Below are 17574 nucleotides of genomic sequence, written 5' to 3' on the forward strand. Positions count from 1 at the left end.
TCCTTTCGATTCGACAAGATCAATTCATCACGAAGCCGCCGTTGACCGGCAGCAGCTGGCCAGTCACAAAGCGAGCGGCATCGGACAACAGAAACAGCACCGGCCCGGTCACATCGTCGGGCACTTGTGCGCGCGTGAGCGCGCGGCCTTGCAGGTAGTACTGGTGACGCTCGGCGGGCACGTACGCGGTTGCCTCGACTTCGGTCAAGCCCGGCGCGATCGCGTTGACGGTCACGCCGTACGCGCCGAATTCGCGCGCGAGCGAGCGGGTCATCGAGATCACGGCGCCCTTGCTCGCCACATACGCGAGCAGTTTCGGCGCGCCCCACATCGCCGTGTCCGACGCGATGTTGACGACGGCGCCGCGGCCCGATTCGCGCAGATACGGCAGCGCGGCGGTGCTCATCAGCCAGGTGCCGCGCACGTTGACGTTCATCACGGCGTCCCACGTTTGAACGGACAGCTCGTCGGCGAACTTGCCGCCGGAATTCGTGATCGCCGCGTTGTTGATCAGCGCGTCGAGACCGCCGAGCTGTGCCGCGCCTTGCTCCGCGAACTGCTTGACGCTGGCCGGATCGGCGAGGTCGAGCGGCAGATAGGTCGTCGCGTGGCCCTGCTCGCGCAGCGATGCCCCGAGCGCGCGGCCTTCGTCGTGCAGCACGTCTCCGAACACGACCTGTGCACCAGCTTCGACGAGCGCACGGACGAACGCCGCGCCGAGACCGCGCGCGCCGCCCGTCACGAGGACGCGCCGGCCCTTGAGCGCTGCGAGTGCGTCGTTATGCATGGCTGTGACCGGCTTCGTTGGCGGCGGCCGTCGCGTTGGCCGCGCGATGCGTTCCGAGCGCGGCGAGATCCTGCTGTGCGCGTTGACGCAGCATGCGGCGCACACGCGTCATGCCGACGTCATGCTGATAGAGGAACTCGTGATCGCGCGCGTTCGGGGCGAGGCTTTCGAGGACGTAGCGGTCCTGCTCGAGCACGTCCCAGTGCAGACCTTCGAGGCGGTTGCGATACAGGAAGCGCCATGCGTCGCGCTGCCAGCCCTGCACCTTGCGGGTGCGCCAGAAGTAAACCTGGCAGTTGTCGCCATCGACCGGAACCGCGAAGCCGATGATGCCGAAGTTGCCGCCCGGTCCGAACTTCTTCTTGTACGGAATCGCGAGACGCATCCACAGCGCGCCGGTGTCACCGAGTTCGACCCAGTCGAAGTTCACGTCGCGCTGGCCGATCTTCTCGAAGATCAGACCGGTTTCGGTCTTGCGCACGCGCATCTCGGCCTGCTTGTCGCCTTCGGCCATCGAGTGCGACGTCGCGTGCAGATAGGCGCCGTGCATCGGGTCCATCACGTTGTCGATCGCGTACTGGTAATTGCACTTCCAGTTCGACATGCACAGGAAACTTGCGTATTCCTCGCCAACGAGTTCGTCAGGCAGCACTAGCGGCGCCGGTTCTTGGTGCGCGTCGTCCCCGAACCACAGGAAGATCGCGCCGGCGTGTTCTTCGGCCGGGTACGACTTCACGCAGGTCTTGCCTTCGAGCGGACAGCTCGACACGGCGGGCACGTTGATGACGGTGCCGCTGCCGTTCACTTCGACGCCGTGATACCAGCACGCGACGCGATCGCCGAGGTTCCAGCCGAGCGACAGACGCGCGCCGCGGTGCGGGCAGCGGTCTTCGAGTGCGTGGACTTTGCCCTCGCTATCGCGCCACAGCACGATCTGGTCGCCGAGACGCGTGACGCCGATCGGCGCGTTGCCGACCTGCCAGCTCGGCGCGACGGGATACCAGTAGTTGCGCAGGCCGCGGTCCAGATACGACTTGACCGGATCAGCCGTGCCTTCAGTTGTAGTGGGGGACGTCATGAAGAGACTCCAGTACGAATGCGGTGAAACGTGTTCGGAAAGGCGCGCCTAGTCGGCGAGCTGACGGAATTCGGCGGCCAGGCGCTCGGCGATCCACTGAGTGCCTTCCGGGGTGCGGAAACCGTCGCGGTTCAAGCCCTCGACGACCTCCTGCAGTTCTGTTGCGCCGGCTTCGAAAACGCGTTCGAGCGCATCGCCAAAGTCGTTTTCGTACTGGGTCGGCTCGGCCTTGCGGTTCTGCCAGACCATGTTGCTGCTCTCGCCCGGCTTCTCGATCACGCCCTTGCCTGCGACGTTGTTCGGTTGCGGCGCGAGCCACGGCTGCAGGAAGGGATTGAAATTCACGGCTACCTCTCGCATGTCATTCCACCTTGATCTGGATTTCTTCGCCTGCGAGACGTACCGAGTACATCTTCAGGTCGCGGCCGCCCGGCTCTTTCAGGCACTTGCCGGTCGGGATATGGAACACGGCTTCGTGCAGCGGACATTCGACGGTGTCGCCGTCGACGAAGCCCTGCGTCAGCAACGCGTACGCGTGGGGGCAGACGTTTTCCATCGCGTAGATCTCGTCGCCCACCTTGTAGATGCCGATCTCCGTGCCGTCGAGCTTGAACTCGAGCGGGGAGTCTTCGGACAGGTCACCGGCATGTCCGGCACAGCGCCATGGTTCGGTCATTTCTCACGTTCTCCTTGGACCTTTATGTTCCATATAAGGAACAGCAGTTCGTGTATGGTCGATTATAGGAGTCGGTCTACGCCGAGAAAATAAAAAAATGAGCTCTTAGGGGAAAACACCGACTGTCGTTTTTTGGCACACATCGGCGCGCCGTGCCGGGCGCACAACCTTTAACCACGCGGGCCTTTGCTAAGCATGGCCTAGCCGGAATCCCCGACGTGGGACGATCGGCAACAGCGGGTTTGTACTGATCTCAAAATTTATTTTGGATGATCTCAGCTTCACTATACTTTCCATAGGCGATACATGTGTTCATAGGTGGAACGCAGAAGTAAAGCCGATGTGGTTCTGGCGCAGAAACCAGAACGGAATTAACCCCAGAGAACAGATCAGGGACGGCGCATTCGGCGAGTGTCTACGTCGTTTGATCAGGAGGACCAACGGTGAAGCAAATCATTGCGGCCGGTTTGACGGCAGCTTGCATGACCACGGGCGCGTGGGCGCAGAGCAGCGTGACGCTATATGGCAGCCTCGATGCAGGTGTCGCGTACATCAGCAACGTGGGCGGCAGTTCGAAGTGGATTCAGGAACAGGGCAACATGCAGCCTGACCGTTGGGGCCTGAAGGGCGTCGAAGATCTGGGTAATGGCCTGAAGGCGGTGTTCCAGCTCGAAAACGGCTTCTATACGAACACGGGCGCGATGGCGAAAGCGGGCGTGCTGTTCAACCGTCAGGCTTACGTCGGTCTCGCTTCCGACCGGATCGGAACGCTGAGCTTCGGTCATCAGACGCCGTTCAGCTTCGACGTGCTCGGCCCGTTCAGCACCGGCTACCAGGCGGCGAGCTGGTACGCGTTCCACCCGGGCAACATCGACGCGCTCGCCAACACCGCGGTCGTGCCGTACGACAACTCGGCGAAATTCCGTTCGGCGTCGTTCGACGACTTCACCTTCGGCGCGATGATGGGCCTCGGCAATCAGACCAACTTCGCGATCGGCCGCTCGTATGGCTTTGCGGCGACGTACGCCAACGGCGGCTTCAAGGCAGGCGCAAGCTATTCGAACGAGAACAACCGCACGCCGTCTATCGTGACGACCGGCATCACGACCTTCCAGGGTCAGCCCGCCGCGACCTACACGGCCGACAACCTGCAGAACATGGGCCTGGGCCTGTCGTACCAGTTCGGCAGTGTGCTCGTACACGGCCTGTACACCCGCGTGAAGCTCGAAAGCGCCGGTCACTCGGACACCTATCAGAGCTACGACGCTGGCGCGAACTGGCAGGTCACGCCGTTCAACACGATCGCAGGCGGCGCCGCGACGACGACGCTGGCCGGCCATCGCTGGACGCAGTTCATGATCGGCAACGTCTATGCGCTGTCGAAGTCGACGCAGGTGTATATCAACGCGCTGTATCAGCGCGCGGGTTCGAACACCGACGCGGCGTTCTTCACCGCGGGCGTATCGAGCGGCCGCAATCAGGCGATCGTCCTGAGCGGCATCCATCACTCGTTCTGATGATTTTGACGACGTGACACGGCGAGTCCGGCTGTGCAATGCAGCAGGACTCGCCGACAGATATGAAATAAGTATTGGAAGTAGTAGCGCCGTGAAGTCAGCGCGCACTCAATGCGCGGCAACCGATCTGCGGCGTGCCTGCATCGCGGTCGGATCGTCCGGCCTCGGGCGATAGCTCAGGCGCTCGGACAGCTCCAACGCCGCCTGGCATACGGCGATGATCAGCGGCTCGCGCTCGGCGGTCTCGCCGATATCCGAACGCGGGATCGTCACCGTCAACGCGGCGGCGATCTTACCGCTCTGGTCACGCACCGGCGCGCTCACCACCGAAATCCCCCGCTCGAACGACGCCTCGCTGACCGCATAGCCAAGCGCCGCGCTCTCGCGCACCCGTCCATACAGTTCTTCGACGGTCGCCGGCGTGCGCTCGGTGAAGCGTTCGAGCTGCGGTTCCGGATACAGCTGGCGCAACTCTTCGAAGCTCAGATCGCCCATCAGCACCTGGCCATGCACCGTTGCATGCGCGGGCAGGCGCGTGCCGACGTGCACCTTGACTGAACTGTACATCGGCTCGTGCGTCTGCGCCTTCGCGACAAACACGACGTCGCGCTGATCGCGGATCAGCAGATGCGTGCTGAGCCCGGTCGCGTCGCGCAGGCGTTCGAGAATCGGCGTGCCGACGTCGGTCAGCTCGAGCGAGCTCAGATACTCGAAGCCGAGCCGCAGCACCGCGACGCTGAGCCGGAAATAGCGGTCGCCGTTGACGCGTTCGAGGAACCCGAGCGCCTCGAGCGTTTGTAATAAACGAAACGTGGTGGTGCGCGGGATGCCGATCCGCTTCGATAACTCCGGCGCGCCGAGCACCGGCTCGCGCGCGCTGAATTCGGCGAGGATGCGCAGGCCGCGTTCGAGGCCGGGCACCAGATATGTGGATCCGCCGGCGCTGTCGTCGTCGTTGGCGGAAGCGGACACGTCCGCGCTTTGCGCGTGCGACTGCGCCGGTTCGTGTTGTGCCGCGGAGGCTGCCGCCGCACGGGGTTTGGCCTGCCTGCGTCCCACTCCTGTCTGCTCTTCTTTTGCCATCTTGGCTGCCGTCTCTATGCGGTTCATCGGGTTCAATTCAGGATGATAGCGCGAAGCACGCGGCGAATCGGCCATGGGCGGTGCTATGCTTTGATCCGGTCCGGCGGCGCGGTGTATTCCAGCCGCTCGCTCGCGCCGCCCAAGCGTAGGAGGCCACGTCATGTCCAGCGCGGTCCAGATTCAGGTTGCCGACTCGCATCTTTATCCGGGCTGCGCGGTGCGCATCGCGAATCTTCCCGAGCCGGCCTGCGCGTCAAACGTCGCCGAGGCGCGCGTCGAATTCGCGGACGGTTCCGGTGCGCACGCCACCTGCCATCGGCGCGCACATGACGAACTCGAATTGACCGTCGAGCGTTATGCGACGCAAAAACGTCATCCGATCGACGCACGGCACTGGCTACTATTGGCCGTCGATGCCACGCATCACAGTTGGCGCGTCAAGCGTCGGCTGCCGTAAAGCCGCGAGGCCTGCCGCCCTCGGCGGACCCGTAACCGGTGTCGCGCGCGCCGCTTCGAGCGGCGCCGATGCGACCGTCACGTCTCCTTCGGAACTCACCGATGACCGACCACGATCCTCACCTGCCGCCGAAACTGGACAACCCCGATTCAATCGATAACACCAACGACGCCCCCGACGATCCCGAACGCCGGCGCGTACTGACCGGTCTCGCGGCGGTCGGCCTCGGCCTTGCGCTGACCGGCTGCAAAACAGGCGAGGGACTCGCTGGCAACGGGCCGCCGCGCAGCGCCGCCGACTTGCGGCTCGACGCTGCGCTGCACGATCAGGTGAAGAACATCGTGGTCATCTACGCGGAGAATCGCAGCTTCGCGAACCTGTACGGCAACTACCCGGGCGTCCAGCATCCGCTCGACGCGCTCACCGCCCAGCAATACGTCCAGCTCGACCGCGACGGCAAGACGCCGCTGCCGCGGCTGCCGGCCATCTGGGGCGGGCTCGTGCCGCAGGCGCAGGAAGTGGACGGCAAGCGCTACATGATCGGCGAAAAGGATCTCGATCATCTGCGCAACCGGCCGTTCCGCATCGTCGATGCGCACGGCGCGCCGCTGCCGACCGGCGTGATCACGCGCGACCTCATCCATCGCTTCTATCAGAACCAGATGCAGATCAACGCGGGGCGCAACAACCAGTTCGCCGCGTGGGGCGATTCCGGCGGCCTTGTGATGGGGCACTACCGCAATTCCGCCGACACGCTGCGTCTGTGGAATCTCGCGCAGCAGTACACGCTGTGCGACAACTTCTTCATGGCCGCCTTCGGCGGCTCCTGGCTGAACCATATCTTCCTGATCTCGGCGCAGGCGCCCTACTATCCGGACATCCACAACAGTCCGGCGAAGAAGATGGTGTCGGTCGTGGAAGGCGACGATCCGACCGGCACCCGTTTGAAGCTCGCGCCCAATTCGCCTGCGTCGGCGCTCGACGGTCCGCCGAAGTTCGTCAATGACGGCGCTTTCACCGCCGACGGCTACGCAGTCAACACGATGGCGCCGCCGTATCAGCCGAGCAGCGTGCGTCCGGCCGAAGGCGGCGACCCGGCTTTCGCGGATCCGTCGAACCCGCGGGTGATGCCGCCGCAGAATTACGCGACGATCGGCGACCGGCTGACCGGCAAGGGCATCGACTGGGCGTGGTACAGCGGCGCGTGGCAATTCGCGCTCGATCATCGCGATACGGGGTCGATGCCCGACTTCCAGTACCACCATCAGCCGTTTAACTACTTCGCCAATTACGCGCCGGGCACCGCCGCGCGCCGCCGCTATCTGCGCGACGGCGGCATGGGTAACGACGCGTCGACCAATCGCCTGATTGCCGACATCGACGCGGGACGTTTGCCGACCGTGACGTTCTATAAACCCCAGGGCGACCTGAACATGCACGCGGGCTATGCGGACGTCGCCTCGGGCGACCGCCACATCGCGACGCTGATCGAGCACATCCAGCGCGGCCCGCAATGGCAGAACACGGTCGTGATCGTCACCGTCGACGAGAACGGCGGTTGGTGGGACCACGTCGCGCCGCCGATCGGCGATCGCTGGGGTCCGGGTTCGCGCGTTCCCGCGCTCGTGATCTCGCCGCTGGCGAAGAAGGCTTATGTCGATCACACGGTGTACGACACGAACTCGATTCTGCGTTTCATTAACCGTGTGCATGGACTCGCGCCACTCGATGGCGTGGTCGCGCGCGACAAGGCATTCGCAAGCAACGGACTCGCGCCGCTCGGCGATCTGACCGCTTCGCTCGATCTCGCTTGAGCGCCTCTCGGCTGCGTTGATTTGTCGCGGCTCGCGGTCTGCATGTGGTCGTTACTGCATGCATATCGCGTACGCCGCGGCGCAGTAAGGATTCACCGTACCTCGCCACACCTTTTGGCGACCTGATTTTCCATTCGCACATCATGCCTTTGTCTTGCATAAAGCGCCGCGCCGCCTAGACTGATAAAGCGCTTCGCAATTTATGAACGGAACTGATATGCGACTGACCATCCTGATTAACGGTTCCGATCCCACCGTAAGCCATGATTACGCTGTGCTCTGGCTCGATACCGATGAACATCGGTGGTCGAGAGAAGCGCATCAAGGGATCGACCTGCCCCCATGGGGCGAACTGCGCGACGAAAACGGCGTGACCACGCTGTGCGCACCGAGCGCCGAGGCGCCGCTTTGTACGTTGCGCGGTCTGCACGTCGATCGCAAGGAGCGAGTGAGCGCCGCGCAAGGCGCCGCTGCATGGACCGCGCTGCAAACACGCAAGGCGACTAGCGGCTTCTGGCGTTTGCAGGCGGTGGATCGTCAAAAAGTGCGCGCTGAAAACAGCGTGTTCGGTAACTAAGTTCTGGCGCGATTCGTCGCGCTTCTCTTTTCCGGTCGAAACTTCCGACTCATTGCACGAGCACTGTTCGTACGCGTAAATCTGTTCGTGCGCAATCGAACATAACGTGCCGCGATATCGCAAAGCCTTAAGACATTCTTAAGATTGCGTCCGTAGATTCGGAAGTCCACGCATTCGGGTCGCTGCAAAGCGGCCCACTTTTTTGTCCGGCGCACGCCGCCTCTGCCGTTTCCAATTCCCTTCCTTCGATTCGCATTGTGCAGTCGCTCGATGCGGGCCACGACGCTATACTTGCGTCCCCGTTCATCGAACCACCGACCCATGAAGAAGTGGCTTGCCTGTCTGTTACTCGCCGTCGCCGCTCATGCGAGCGCGGCGCCTTCCTGCACCGGATTCACGCCGAATGCGCAATGGCCCGTCCCCACCAATCAGAAGATGGCGCCGAAAACGCGCCTGCTTTGTTATAGCGATTTCGCGGTGCTCCATTCGGGTATCACGCACGGTCCGCTGTGGTCTGCCGAGCATCTGACGCGTGAGCACATCGAAGAAGCGAAGGACATGGTGCGCACCAACAAGTTCTTCGAAGACGCGCGTCTGCCCGAAGGCGAAGGCGCGACACTCGCCGACTACAAACGCAGCGGCTTCGATCGCGGTCATATGAGTCCGGCGGGTAATCGGTGGAACGACGAGGCGATGGCGCAATCGTTCTCGCTCGCGAACATCGTGCCGCAAAATCGTCAGAATAACCAACGATTGTGGGCACGCATCGAAACTGCCGTGCGCAAGATCGCACTCGCCTACGACGACACGTACGTCGTCACCGGCCCGCTGTTCACCGGCCAGCAATTGCAGACGATCGGACCGACGCGCGTGTTCGTGCCCACCCAGTTGTACAAGGTCGTCTACGTGCCGTCGCGTCAACTGGCCTTCGCAGTCGTGGTTGATAATGTAGAGACCAACCGCTACGACATCCGCACGATTCACGAACTCGAAGCGATGTCGGGCATCCGCTTTCCGGGCATTCCGGACAACCTCAAGGACCAGCGGCCAGGAGGACTGAAAGGTGTTTAAGCCCTATTCGAACGATGACGGCCTGCTCAACATTCAAGGCGATGCGCTCACGCTCAGCAATGGCACGACGCGTGTCGTGCTCAACGGCACGCTCGAATTGACGCGCGATCAACGCGGACTGAAGGCGGCGCTCGCGTTGAAGGAAGCGCTCGATGCGATCGTCGCGAGCCTGCAGGCGCAGAAGGATTTACCGGCAAAGGTGCAGGACGAGCCGGATGCTAAACCGGGTATCGTGCAGAACCCGTTTCAATAACGGATTCGGCGGCGTTGCATTTGCGCAACTTCGCAGATCGTAAGTTTTACTGATGTCGGTCACGCAAACCTTTGCGTGACCGCTAGTTTTTCTAATCTCGCGCCAATAGAGCGGATCGCCCCCCTCTGTCACATAATGTACATAGAGAAACCTTAGCGTGCGAGGTTTCTTCACACATCGACTGGCGTCGCCATGCATGCTGCGTTCTCGAGATTTCGCCGTTCTTCCGCACAGGGTAATCCGCGCACTGCCGGAGACTTGTGCCAGGAAGTTCCATCCGTAGACGTTGAAGATCCCAACTCCGTGGTCATGGAGATCTTCTCGGCGCGCCGCGACATGCAGAGTCTCGCTGTCATCGACGACCACCGTCCCATCGGCCTGATCAACCGCGATATCTTCATGTCGCAAATGAGCAAGCCGTTCCATCGAGAGCTTTACGACAAGAAGAGTTGCATAGCGTTCATGGACAAGGAACCGCTCGTCGTCGACGCCGACGTGAGCATCGAAGCGCTGACCTTCAGGACTGTCGAGGCGGGAGAAAAAGCGCTGGTCGATGGTTTCATCGTGACACGTGACGGACTCTTCTCGGGTCTCGGCAGTGGTCTGCAGCTCATCAGTGCGGTCGCGGAAATGCAGGCGGAGAAGAACCGCCAGATCATGCAGAGTATCGAGTACGCCAGCGTGATACAGCGCGCCATGTTGCGTGCTTCCAGCGAGACCCTGTCGATGAAGCTGCGCGACGCGGCGATGGTCTGGGAACCTCGCGACGTCGTCGGCGGCGACTTCTATCATTTCGCGGCCTTTCCGAACGGCTGGTTTGGCGCTGTTGCCGATTGCACCGGCCATGGCGTACCGGGCGCCTTCATGACCTTGCTTGCTTCGGCGTCACTGTCGAAGGCGCTCGAACAGATCGGTCCGCGCGACCCCGCCGCGCTACTGGCGGCCGTCAATCAAAACGTCAAGGGCTTGCTTGGGCAAGTGAACAGTGCCGACGAAGGAACCCAATCCAACGACGGTCTGGATACCGCACTCTTCTGGTTCGACGCCACGGAGAGCGTGCTGCATTTTGCCGGCGCGAGGATCGCTCTGCACATCCTGTCACCCGATGCCGCGGAGTTCGAAACGATCGGCGCCGACCGCATGGGTGTCGGTTATGTGGACAGTCGCGCCGACTATGCGTGGAGCTTGCGCTCGATTCCGGTCACGGCGGGCAGCCTGCTGTTCATCTATACCGACGGCCTCGCCGATCAGATCGGCGGCCCGCGCAACATTTCTTTCGGCCGGCGCCGTGCGCTCGACCTGATACTCGAAAACCGCGCCGAAACTCCGGCGACGATTTGCGAGCGCGTCCGGCTCGCGCTCGCGGAGTGGCAAGGCAAGCAACCACGCCGTGACGACGTCACGCTTTTCTGTGCCCGTATTTAGCGAATTCCCAGAATGTCCCAACTACTAGAACAAGACAGCGCCTTTTTCGAACTCGCGCAGCGGCGCAACGTGCTCTTCTATCACAAGGGCTACTTCTCCCATAACATCGTCGCGTCGATGGGCGAAGTCGTGAAACTGCAGCTCGAAGTTGCCGGCGTCAGCGGTCCTACTCGCCGCAAACTCTTCTCGTCCTTTATCGAGCTGGCACAGAACATCGTTCATTACTCGTCGAACGCGCTGGAGCCCGGTGGCGAACGGGCAGGCGAGATACGCGAGGGCGCGGTGTGCATCTCCAGGCACGGCGAACATCACGTAATGTTGTGCGTCAATCCCATCGCGACCGCCGAAGTCGAGGACCTGCGAAGCAGGTTGGAGCCTCTGCGCAACATGTCACTTGAAGAAATCAAGCAAGCATACAAGGTTTCATTGCGCACCGATGCTCCGAAAGACAGCAAGGGCGCCGGGCTCGGCTTCCTGACGATGGCGCGCGATGCGAGCGCGCCGCTTGAATTCGCTTTTCATCCGCGTGCCGACGAACCGGGCACCACGCTGTTTTGCCTCATGGCCATCATCTGAGCAGGAAGGCACACGAACAATGGAAAACCTACACATCCCGGCGACGACGACGTCGCCCGAAGTCGATTTTCGCTTCGACCAACACGCGTTGTCGATCAGGGGAGAGTCTTACCCCGAAAACGCAGCCGCCTTTTACGCGCCGATCATCGAGCAGATGCGCAAATACCTCGCCGCGAACGCCGGGGCCGAGATCACCATCGACGTCGCGCTGACGTACTTCAATAGCTCGAGTACCAAAATGCTGTTCAGCATCTTCGACGCGCTCGATCAGGCGGCGGAATCGGGAAGCCGCGTGTCGATGAACTGGTATCGCGACGAGGAAGACGAGACCATTGCCGAATTCGGCGAAGAACTGAAAGCCGATTTCCGCGCGATCGAGTTCACCGATCGTCCCATTGCGCAGCAGGGAAAGTAAAGTGCGTTCGACCTCTTCCCTTGACGTGTCCTCGGGCGGCGCACCCGATCTGTTCCAGAACGAAAGCACCGCGCTGGCAAAGGCTCGGGCCATGCATTCGATCATCGATGCGGACCCCGCGGACTATCGCCAGTCGTTGGGCGAACTGATCGAGCACTTCCAGCGCCTGATGCGCGAGACACGGCGCCTGATCGGCCGCAGCGACCGGGCCGAACGCGAGATGCAGGCGCTGGCCCAGCAGTTGGCGTATCGCGCATCGCACGACGCGTTGACGGGCGTACTGAACCGCAGTGCCGTGATCGAACGGACCACCAAGGTCTTGCGCATCAGCAGCGCGGTGATGATCATCCTCGACATCGACGAATTCAAGCGGATCAACGACGACTACGGCCACCCCACCGGAGACGCGGTCATTTCGGGGGTCGTCGATTGTCTGCGCAGAATCGTCGGGGAACAAGGCTTCATCGGGCGAGTGGGCGGTGAGGAGTTCACCGTGCTGCTGCCCGGTCATGAACCGGCCAGCGGTGCCATTCTTGCCGAGCGCATGCGAGAAGCCATCGGTGACTCGCTGGTCGTTCCACCCGTCGAGCGCCGCATCACGGCCAGCTTTGGCGTCAGCATCAACGAGGTCGGAACCTGTTTCGACACCGCATATGGCCTCGCCGATGCGGCTCTGTACCGCGCCAAGCGAAGCGGGCGCAACCGCGTGGAATTTGCCGATCGATAGGCGGATAAGCAGACCCATCGCGCGCCGTTACAGGCAGATCCGCAGCGCCCTAAGGCAAGTCATGCAGCCACCTAAACATTCACTATCGCGGGCGGGTCGGTGTTCGCCCGCGCCGGGTTGACGGAAAGGGAAGGGCCTTGGGACAGGAAGCAACGCGCAAAGCCGGTACTGTCATAGCCGTACTTGCCATTCTCGCTGTCATTGCGACGAGTACCTTCCTCGCAATCCGCCAGAGCAGCGAGCAGGACAGTTCGCTTCGGACGATCCAGGCTTCCGGGCGGCTGCGCCACGACCTCGACCGGGTTCAGCAAGTCATGCTCGATGAGCATGCGACGCTCTACACCTCGATCGCAACGGTGCCGCTTTACAACCGCGCCGCTTATAGCTTTCCGATGCTGGAACTGCTCGCGTTGACGCGCGACGCGCGCGAGAGCTGCAGCGAGAATCAGGAATGCATATCGAGGCTGTCGGATCTGGACGACATGATCGGCAGACTTAGCGAGCTGAGCTTTGGTCTTGCGCGCAAGATCGCGGAACATCCCGGCAGTGTGGCAGTGGGCGACCCCAGACTCGAACAAATCGACGCCTATTTCTATAGCGTTCTCGGGCGGGTCGTCGACGTACGACTCGCGGCCGACGCCAAGGTCGCTTTAGTCGTCAGCAAATCCTCGTTGGATGGGAAGTGGTTTACGCGCATGCTGTTGAGCTGCGGCGTCGCTTCGGCCTTGTTGCTGCTTTCGCTGATTCACTGGAACGGGCGCATCGGAGCGCATCTTCGTCGTTCGCTCACAAGACTCGAGCATCAAGCCAGATACGACGCCCTGACCGATCTGCCCAACCGGGTGCTGCTCGGCGAACATCTTTCAGAGTCGCTCGTACGCGCGGCAGCGACAGGTCAGAACGTTTCCGTCCTGTTCCTCGATCTCGATCGTTTCAAGGACGTCAACGATTCGCTCGGACACCGCATTGGCGATTTGCTGCTACAGGCCGTGGCGCGAAGGCTTCAGCGTCTGCTGCGCGCGACGGATTTCGTCGCGCGCTACGGGGGCGATGAATTCGTCATCGTCGCGGAACGGGCCGACGCGAAGCAACTCACCGAAATGCTGGACACGCTCATTCACGAGATGAGCGAGCCGTATCGCATCGGCGAGCACGAGCTTTATCTCGAAGCAAGCATCGGCGTCAGTACTTTTCCACAAGACGGCGCCCAGCCGGAACTGCTCACGCGAAATGCCGATGCCGCGTTGTACGTGGCGAAATCGCGCGGGAGAAACGGCTATCAATTCTACGAACCGGAGCTGAGCCGGGCGGCCGCCGAGAAGTTGCGGCTCACGACGCGACTGCGGCGCGCGGCGAAAGCCAATGAGTTGTATCTGGCGTATCAGCCGCAAATCGACATGAAAACCGGATGCATCGTCGGTGCCGAGGCACTTTTGCGGTGGCACGACGACGAACTCGGTGAAGTTTCGCCGGCCGTCTTCATCCCGCTTGCCGAAGAAACCGGTCTGATCCAGAGCATCGGCACGTGGGTATTGCGGCAGGCGTGTCTGCAGGCGAGCGCATGGGTACGCTCGGGGCTTCCGCCCGTGGCGCATATCGGTCAATGTTTCGCCACTTCAACTCGAACGGGCAGACCTTCCAGGCGTAGTGCGCTCGGCACTCGACGATGCCCATTGGCCCGCCGAACTGCTGGAGCTCGAAGTCACCGAGGGCACGTTGATGCGCAACGCTGAAGAAGCGCAACGGGCTTTTCGCGAACTGCGCGAACTCGGTGTGTCCATCGCTATCGACGACTTCGGCACCGGTTATTCGAGCCTCAGCTATCTGAAACGCTTTAGCGTCGATCGCATCAAGATCGATCGCGCCTTCGTTTGCGAAATCGGCAGAGACAAGGAACTCGAAGCTCTGTCGCTTGCCATCATCGCGATTGCTGAAACGCTGAGCTTCGATGTCGTCGCTGAAGGGGTCGAGCTCGATGTCCAGCGCGAGTTTCTGGTCCGTCACGGATGCACGGTGGCCCAGGGTTTCCTGTTTAGCCCAGCGGTCTCGCCGGAGGCTTTAGCGCAATTGCTCGGCAAGACCGCGGTCGCGTCTTCATTGAGCGTGGCGCCTTTCCGGGGATTCGCTTGGTGAGTCGCAACATGTATCCGCGCTGACGCACTACTTACGTTTTGTCACCAGCGCGGCGTCAACTCCTGTATTCCGCCCTACGTTAAACCGGCAGCGCTGAAATGATTCAGCCGCGACAAACGAATCCACCGATTCAACCTGGAGTCACATCATGAAGACGCTTTTCGCCGCTGTTGCTTCCGCACTGCTCGTGTCGACCGCCTTTGCTCAAACGGCCGCACCGTCTGCCGCACAACCCGCGCAAACCACGCAGTTGCCAGCCACCGGCCAGGCGAATCTGAAGGCAAGCACCGCGGTACAAGCCGGCGCGACCGCAACGAAAGCGCCTGCCGAAGCCGCTACGCAAAAGCACGTGAAAAAGACTTCCGCCCATACGAAGAAGGCTCACAAGTCCACGGCCAAAAATGCCGTCGAAACGAGTGCCGCGAAGACTAAAACGGAGAGTGCGAAAGAGGCCAGCACTGCCCCGGCGAAAGCCGACGGCGCACAAGCCGACACGACCAAAACGCAATAACACGTGATCGGTTTCGGCGCTGACCGGCCATGCAGGTGCTGTTCAAATAGAAGTTGATCGAAGCCGGACTGTGCCGTTCTGGGAGGGCGAGTCTTATGACTCGCCTTTTTTTATGCCGCGTGTCATTCCCCGTCGTATCTTTTTGCCGACAAACGCGCGAATTTTTGCACCGTCTTTACTCGCGGCCGACTACTCTCGAATTGTTCCAATTCACCATCGCGTCGCACCAACGCCGCATCACATGGCTCTTACCCAATCGCTCGACAAGCTCTCGCCGCAACCTGCCAGCAAGCAGGTTCAACACAGCAACGTCATTGCGTTTCCGTCGGCGCGCGCGGCTCTACTCGTGACGCTGCCGCACGCTCACTTGCGCGCACTGCTTCATTCGCCGCTCGGCGTCTATGTAATCAACACCGAAACCGTGCGCGAAGAAGACCGCGTGCAACTCGACATCGCGCGCGAAGATCTCCACTTCACGTTGCACATGCTGCTCACCATGTTGCCCGCCGCGACGATCGGTCCATTGAAACGTCGCGTCAGCCATCCGAGCGCGCGTTAAATGCGCTCGACGAGAGACTGTTCACGCAGCTTGTCGGCATCGACGATTCGATCTCCGCATAACGCAGCTTCAACGCGCCCTGCGTCTCGAAGTGCTTGAGCACCTGATTGATCGTCTGCCGCGACAACGCGAGCATCATCGCCAGGTCTTCCTGCGGGACCTTCAGCACGTTGCGCAATGCGCCGGGTTCGCCATAGCCGCCCGCCATCAGCAACAGGCGCCGCGCGACACGCGGTGCGGCCGGCAATAGCGCGGCTTCCTCGATCGCCTCGAACGCCAGACGCAACTTGTGCGCGAGCAGCACCGCGATTATGCTGGCTTTGACACAGGAGCGGCACTGATGAGAACGCTGACGCAGCAACTGACGCAATACGCGGCCTACCATCGCGACCGGCGCAATATCGCCACGCACTTCGTCGGCATTCCGATGATCGTGCTCGCGCTCGCGGTGTTGCTGAGCCGCCCGTCGTTTGGCGCCGGGATGTTCCCGGTCACGTTGTCGCCGGCGTGGCTGCTGTTCGTGGCGGCGACCGTCTACTACCTCGCGCTCGACGTGCCGCTCGGCGTGCTGATGGCCTGTGTCTCGGCGCTCTGCGTCGCGTTCGGCAAGTGGATCGCCGCGCAAACGACGCTCGTGTGGCTCGCGACCGGCATTGGGCTGTTCGTGGTCGGCTGGGTGTTCCAGTTCGTCGGCCACGTGGCCTACGAACATCGCAAGCCGGCATTCGTCGACGACGTGATCGGCCTGTTGATCGGCCCGCTATTCGTGCTCGCCGAAGCGCTGTTCGGTGTCGGCTGGCGCCCCGAACTGCGCGATGCGATCGAGGCTGAGGTAGGCCCGACGCGCATCGCTGAGCGAGCGCCGTAGTTCAGTTCGACGCGAACCGAACGAAGCGCACGCTGTGCAGCGCGGTCAGCGCGACGGCGATCCAGATCGGCACATAGGTCGCGAGTTGCGCGACGCTCAGCGTTTCGCGCAGCAGCGCGATCGACACGAACACGAGCAGCACCGGCTCGACGTAGCCGAGAATGCCGAACAACGCGACCGGCAACAGTCGGCTCGCCTTCAGATACGAAGCGAGCGCGAGCGTGCTCAACGCACCGAGCCCCGGCAATAGCAGACACCACATTTCGGCGCGGCCGGCGATCGCTTGCAGCGAGCCGCCGCTGAGAATGCACACGGCGGCCACCGGCAGCAGCAACGCCATCTCGACGGTGAACATTGCAAGCGAATCCTGATTGATCTGACGACGCACCACGAAATAAGGCGGATAACCGAGCGCGACGACGAGCGTCGGCCACGAGAACGCACCCGTCACCCACAGTTCGTGAGCGACGCCAACCGCCGCGCACGCGACCGCGAGCCACTGCAACGCGTCGAGCCGCTCGCGATAGTGGAAGCGCCCGACCAGTACCATCGCGAGCGGCAGCAGGAAATAGCCGAGCGACACTTCGAGCATGCGCCCATGCAGCGGCGCCCACAGAAACAGCCACAGCTGTACGCCGAGCAGGCCCGCAGCCACGGCCATCGCGACACCGAGCTTCGGCTGCGTCATCATTTGAACAACGAGCGCGCGCAGAATCGGCAGGCGCTTGCGCACCGCGACGAGCAGCAGCGCGCCAGGCACGGTCCACACGATGCGCCACGCGAAGATGTCGAGGCCCGACAGCGGTTTGAGCAGCGTCGCGTAAGCGGACAATAATGCGAACATCGCCGACGCGCCGACCGACAATGCGATCCCGCGCCTGAAGTCGTTGTGATTCATTGCGCGGTCGGGGCTCGGTGTGACGCGTGGGCTTGCGGCGCGCGACGCAGGCTCGCGGCGTTCGTTGTCGTCATGAATCTGATGTCTCGTGAGCAGGCGGCCACGCGGGCAAAGCGGCAGACGCTGCGTTGTCGTTCTGAAGCGGCGGT

21 protein-coding genes and 2 pseudogenes are annotated in these 17574 nt (G+C 62.1%); 15 read left to right on the forward strand and 8 right to left on the reverse strand.

Features of this window, described 5'->3' with window-relative positions:
* Positions 1-19: 19 nt before the first annotated feature.
* From OKW39_RS35495 to OKW39_RS35510, 4 genes are read right to left on the reverse strand one after another with little or no spacing between them, the layout of a single operon-like run.
* Positions 20-787 (reverse strand): SDR family oxidoreductase, encoded by a 768-nt coding sequence (locus tag OKW39_RS35495; RefSeq protein WP_429564767.1) that lies wholly within the window; start codon positions 785-787, stop codon positions 20-22.
* Complete coding sequence (locus OKW39_RS35500) at positions 780-1865, reverse strand: Rieske 2Fe-2S domain-containing protein (RefSeq protein ID WP_429564768.1); 1086 nt, start codon at positions 1863-1865, stop codon at positions 780-782. Before OKW39_RS35500 ends, OKW39_RS35495 begins: the two co-directional genes overlap by 8 nt.
* 48 nt (positions 1866-1913) lie before the next feature.
* Complete coding sequence (locus OKW39_RS35505; RefSeq protein WP_429564769.1) at positions 1914-2225, reverse strand: recombinase-like helix-turn-helix domain-containing protein; 312 nt, start codon at positions 2223-2225, stop codon at positions 1914-1916.
* 1 nt (position 2226) lies between these two features.
* Positions 2227-2541, reverse strand: coding sequence for a non-heme iron oxygenase ferredoxin subunit (locus OKW39_RS35510; RefSeq protein ID WP_090808057.1), 315 nt, complete (start codon positions 2539-2541; stop codon positions 2227-2229).
* A gap of 443 nt (positions 2542-2984) precedes the next feature.
* Here OKW39_RS35510 and OKW39_RS35515 point away from each other — a divergent pair, with 443 nt between their 5' ends.
* Complete coding sequence (locus OKW39_RS35515) at positions 2985-4058, forward strand: porin (RefSeq protein ID WP_429564770.1); 1074 nt, start codon at positions 2985-2987, stop codon at positions 4056-4058.
* Between the two features lie 108 nt (positions 4059-4166).
* On the opposite strand, the gene OKW39_RS35520 is transcribed toward OKW39_RS35515, so the two are convergent.
* Positions 4167-5141, reverse strand: coding sequence for an IclR family transcriptional regulator (locus OKW39_RS35520; RefSeq protein WP_429333189.1), 975 nt, complete (start codon positions 5139-5141; stop codon positions 4167-4169).
* 160 nt (positions 5142-5301) lie between these two features.
* Here OKW39_RS35520 and OKW39_RS35525 point away from each other — a divergent pair, with 160 nt between their 5' ends.
* The 9 genes from OKW39_RS35525 to OKW39_RS35565 all read left to right on the forward strand — a co-directional run bounded on the left by OKW39_RS35525 (position 5302) and on the right by OKW39_RS35565 (position 12456).
* The gene (locus OKW39_RS35525; protein ID WP_090808061.1) at positions 5302-5598 is read left to right on the forward strand and encodes a hypothetical protein; all 297 of its coding nucleotides are present in this window, start codon (positions 5302-5304) and stop codon (positions 5596-5598) included.
* A 101-nt stretch (positions 5599-5699) separates the two neighbouring features.
* The gene (locus tag OKW39_RS35530; protein ID WP_429564771.1) at positions 5700-7412 is read left to right on the forward strand and encodes an acid phosphatase; all 1713 of its coding nucleotides are present in this window, start codon (positions 5700-5702) and stop codon (positions 7410-7412) included.
* A 217-nt stretch (positions 7413-7629) separates the two neighbouring features.
* Entirely contained in the window at positions 7630-7989 is a 360-nt protein-coding gene (locus OKW39_RS35535; RefSeq protein ID WP_090808065.1) for a DUF3564 domain-containing protein, read from the forward strand.
* Positions 7990-8310: 321 nt separating this feature from the next.
* Positions 8311-9060 carry a DNA/RNA non-specific endonuclease gene (locus tag OKW39_RS35540; RefSeq protein ID WP_429564772.1) on the forward strand — a complete coding sequence of 250 codons (750 nt, stop codon included), beginning with the start codon at positions 8311-8313 and terminating at the stop codon, positions 9058-9060.
* Positions 9053-9313 (forward strand): hypothetical protein, encoded by a 261-nt coding sequence (locus OKW39_RS35545; protein ID WP_429564773.1) that lies wholly within the window; start codon positions 9053-9055, stop codon positions 9311-9313. The genes OKW39_RS35540 and OKW39_RS35545 overlap by 8 nt, the downstream gene beginning before the upstream one ends.
* Positions 9314-9505: 192 nt before the next feature.
* Positions 9506-10738, forward strand: coding sequence for a SpoIIE family protein phosphatase (locus OKW39_RS35550; RefSeq protein WP_429564774.1), 1233 nt, complete (start codon positions 9506-9508; stop codon positions 10736-10738).
* Positions 10739-10750: 12 nt separating this feature from the next.
* Positions 10751-11314, forward strand: a complete 564-nt coding sequence (locus OKW39_RS35555; protein ID WP_090808073.1) for a SiaB family protein kinase — start codon at positions 10751-10753, stop codon at positions 11312-11314.
* Positions 11315-11333: 19 nt separating this feature from the next.
* Positions 11334-11729 carry a DUF1987 domain-containing protein gene (locus OKW39_RS35560; RefSeq protein ID WP_090808074.1) on the forward strand — a complete coding sequence of 132 codons (396 nt, stop codon included), beginning with the start codon at positions 11334-11336 and terminating at the stop codon, positions 11727-11729.
* A gap of 1 nt (position 11730) precedes the next feature.
* Positions 11731-12456 (forward strand): GGDEF domain-containing protein, encoded by a 726-nt coding sequence (locus OKW39_RS35565; RefSeq protein ID WP_429565482.1) that lies wholly within the window; start codon positions 11731-11733, stop codon positions 12454-12456.
* Between the two features lie 71 nt (positions 12457-12527).
* On the opposite strand, the gene OKW39_RS35570 is transcribed toward OKW39_RS35565, so the two are convergent.
* Positions 12528-12785: a hypothetical protein gene (locus OKW39_RS35570; RefSeq protein ID WP_429564775.1), complete on the reverse strand. Its 258-nt coding sequence runs from the start codon at positions 12783-12785 to the stop codon at positions 12528-12530.
* A 366-nt stretch (positions 12786-13151) separates the two neighbouring features.
* Between OKW39_RS35570 and OKW39_RS35575 the strand changes: the two are divergent.
* The 4 genes and pseudogenes from OKW39_RS35575 to OKW39_RS35590 form a co-directional block, all read left to right on the forward strand.
* A pseudogene (locus tag OKW39_RS35575) lies at positions 13152-13964 on the forward strand (putative bifunctional diguanylate cyclase/phosphodiesterase); the annotation flags it as partial.
* Positions 13965-14049: 85 nt separating this feature from the next.
* A complete protein-coding gene (locus tag OKW39_RS35580; protein ID WP_429565483.1) occupies positions 14050-14589 on the forward strand; it encodes an EAL domain-containing protein in 540 nt (179 codons plus the stop codon).
* 148 nt (positions 14590-14737) lie between these two features.
* The gene (locus OKW39_RS35585) at positions 14738-15100 is read left to right on the forward strand and encodes a hypothetical protein (RefSeq protein WP_090808080.1); all 363 of its coding nucleotides are present in this window, start codon (positions 14738-14740) and stop codon (positions 15098-15100) included.
* Between the two features lie 241 nt (positions 15101-15341).
* Positions 15342-15659, forward strand: coding sequence for a hypothetical protein (locus OKW39_RS35590; RefSeq protein ID WP_429564776.1), 318 nt, complete (start codon positions 15342-15344; stop codon positions 15657-15659).
* Here OKW39_RS35590 and OKW39_RS35595 read toward each other — a convergent pair.
* Positions 15656-15963, reverse strand: a pseudogene (locus tag OKW39_RS35595) (Crp/Fnr family transcriptional regulator); the annotation flags it as partial. The gene OKW39_RS35590 and the pseudogene OKW39_RS35595 overlap by 4 nt on opposite strands.
* A gap of 36 nt (positions 15964-15999) precedes the next feature.
* Here OKW39_RS35595 and OKW39_RS35600 point away from each other — a divergent pair.
* Positions 16000-16527 carry a DUF962 domain-containing protein gene (locus tag OKW39_RS35600; protein ID WP_187612503.1) on the forward strand — a complete coding sequence of 176 codons (528 nt, stop codon included), beginning with the start codon at positions 16000-16002 and terminating at the stop codon, positions 16525-16527.
* A 1-nt stretch (position 16528) separates the two neighbouring features.
* Here OKW39_RS35600 and rarD read toward each other — a convergent pair whose 3' ends face one another.
* A complete protein-coding gene (gene rarD / locus OKW39_RS35605; protein WP_429333184.1) occupies positions 16529-17425 on the reverse strand; it encodes an EamA family transporter RarD in 897 nt (298 codons plus the stop codon).
* Positions 17426-17574 lie beyond the last annotated feature (149 nt).

The sequence above is a fragment of the Paraburkholderia sp. MM6662-R1 genome (genome assembly GCF_050436245.1).
Classification (GTDB): domain Bacteria; phylum Pseudomonadota; class Gammaproteobacteria; order Burkholderiales; family Burkholderiaceae; genus Paraburkholderia; species Paraburkholderia tuberum.

What these genes read in the sequence shown, in the direction of transcription:
- OKW39_RS35495 (WP_429564767.1), bottom strand. Translation starts at nt 787, where the DNA reads ATGCATAACGACGCACTCGCAGCGCTCAAGGGCCGGCGCGTCCTCGTG.
- OKW39_RS35500 (WP_429564768.1), bottom strand. Translation starts at nt 1,865, where the DNA reads ATGACGTCCCCCACTACAACTGAAGGCACGGCTGATCCGGTCAAGTCG.
- OKW39_RS35505 (WP_429564769.1), bottom strand. Translation starts at nt 2,225, where the DNA reads ATGCGAGAGGTAGCCGTGAATTTCAATCCCTTCCTGCAGCCGTGGCTC.
- OKW39_RS35510 (WP_090808057.1), bottom strand. Translation starts at nt 2,541, where the DNA reads ATGACCGAACCATGGCGCTGTGCCGGACATGCCGGTGACCTGTCCGAA.
- OKW39_RS35520 (WP_429333189.1), bottom strand. Translation starts at nt 5,141, where the DNA reads ATGGCAAAAGAAGAGCAGACAGGAGTGGGACGCAGGCAGGCCAAACCC.
- OKW39_RS35525 (WP_090808061.1), top strand. Translation starts at nt 5,302, where the DNA reads ATGTCCAGCGCGGTCCAGATTCAGGTTGCCGACTCGCATCTTTATCCG.
- OKW39_RS35530 (WP_429564771.1), top strand. Translation starts at nt 5,700, where the DNA reads ATGACCGACCACGATCCTCACCTGCCGCCGAAACTGGACAACCCCGAT.
- OKW39_RS35535 (WP_090808065.1), top strand. Translation starts at nt 7,630, where the DNA reads ATGCGACTGACCATCCTGATTAACGGTTCCGATCCCACCGTAAGCCAT.
- OKW39_RS35540 (WP_429564772.1), top strand. Translation starts at nt 8,311, where the DNA reads ATGAAGAAGTGGCTTGCCTGTCTGTTACTCGCCGTCGCCGCTCATGCG.
- OKW39_RS35550 (WP_429564774.1), top strand. Translation starts at nt 9,506, where the DNA reads ATGCATGCTGCGTTCTCGAGATTTCGCCGTTCTTCCGCACAGGGTAAT.
- OKW39_RS35555 (WP_090808073.1), top strand. Translation starts at nt 10,751, where the DNA reads ATGTCCCAACTACTAGAACAAGACAGCGCCTTTTTCGAACTCGCGCAG.
- OKW39_RS35560 (WP_090808074.1), top strand. Translation starts at nt 11,334, where the DNA reads ATGGAAAACCTACACATCCCGGCGACGACGACGTCGCCCGAAGTCGAT.
- OKW39_RS35570 (WP_429564775.1), bottom strand. Translation starts at nt 12,785, where the DNA reads ATGCTCATCGAGCATGACTTGCTGAACCCGGTCGAGGTCGTGGCGCAG.
- OKW39_RS35585 (WP_090808080.1), top strand. Translation starts at nt 14,738, where the DNA reads ATGAAGACGCTTTTCGCCGCTGTTGCTTCCGCACTGCTCGTGTCGACC.
- OKW39_RS35590 (WP_429564776.1), top strand. Translation starts at nt 15,342, where the DNA reads ATGGCTCTTACCCAATCGCTCGACAAGCTCTCGCCGCAACCTGCCAGC.
- OKW39_RS35600 (WP_187612503.1), top strand. Translation starts at nt 16,000, where the DNA reads ATGAGAACGCTGACGCAGCAACTGACGCAATACGCGGCCTACCATCGC.
- rarD (WP_429333184.1), bottom strand. Translation starts at nt 17,425, where the DNA reads ATGAATCACAACGACTTCAGGCGCGGGATCGCATTGTCGGTCGGCGCG.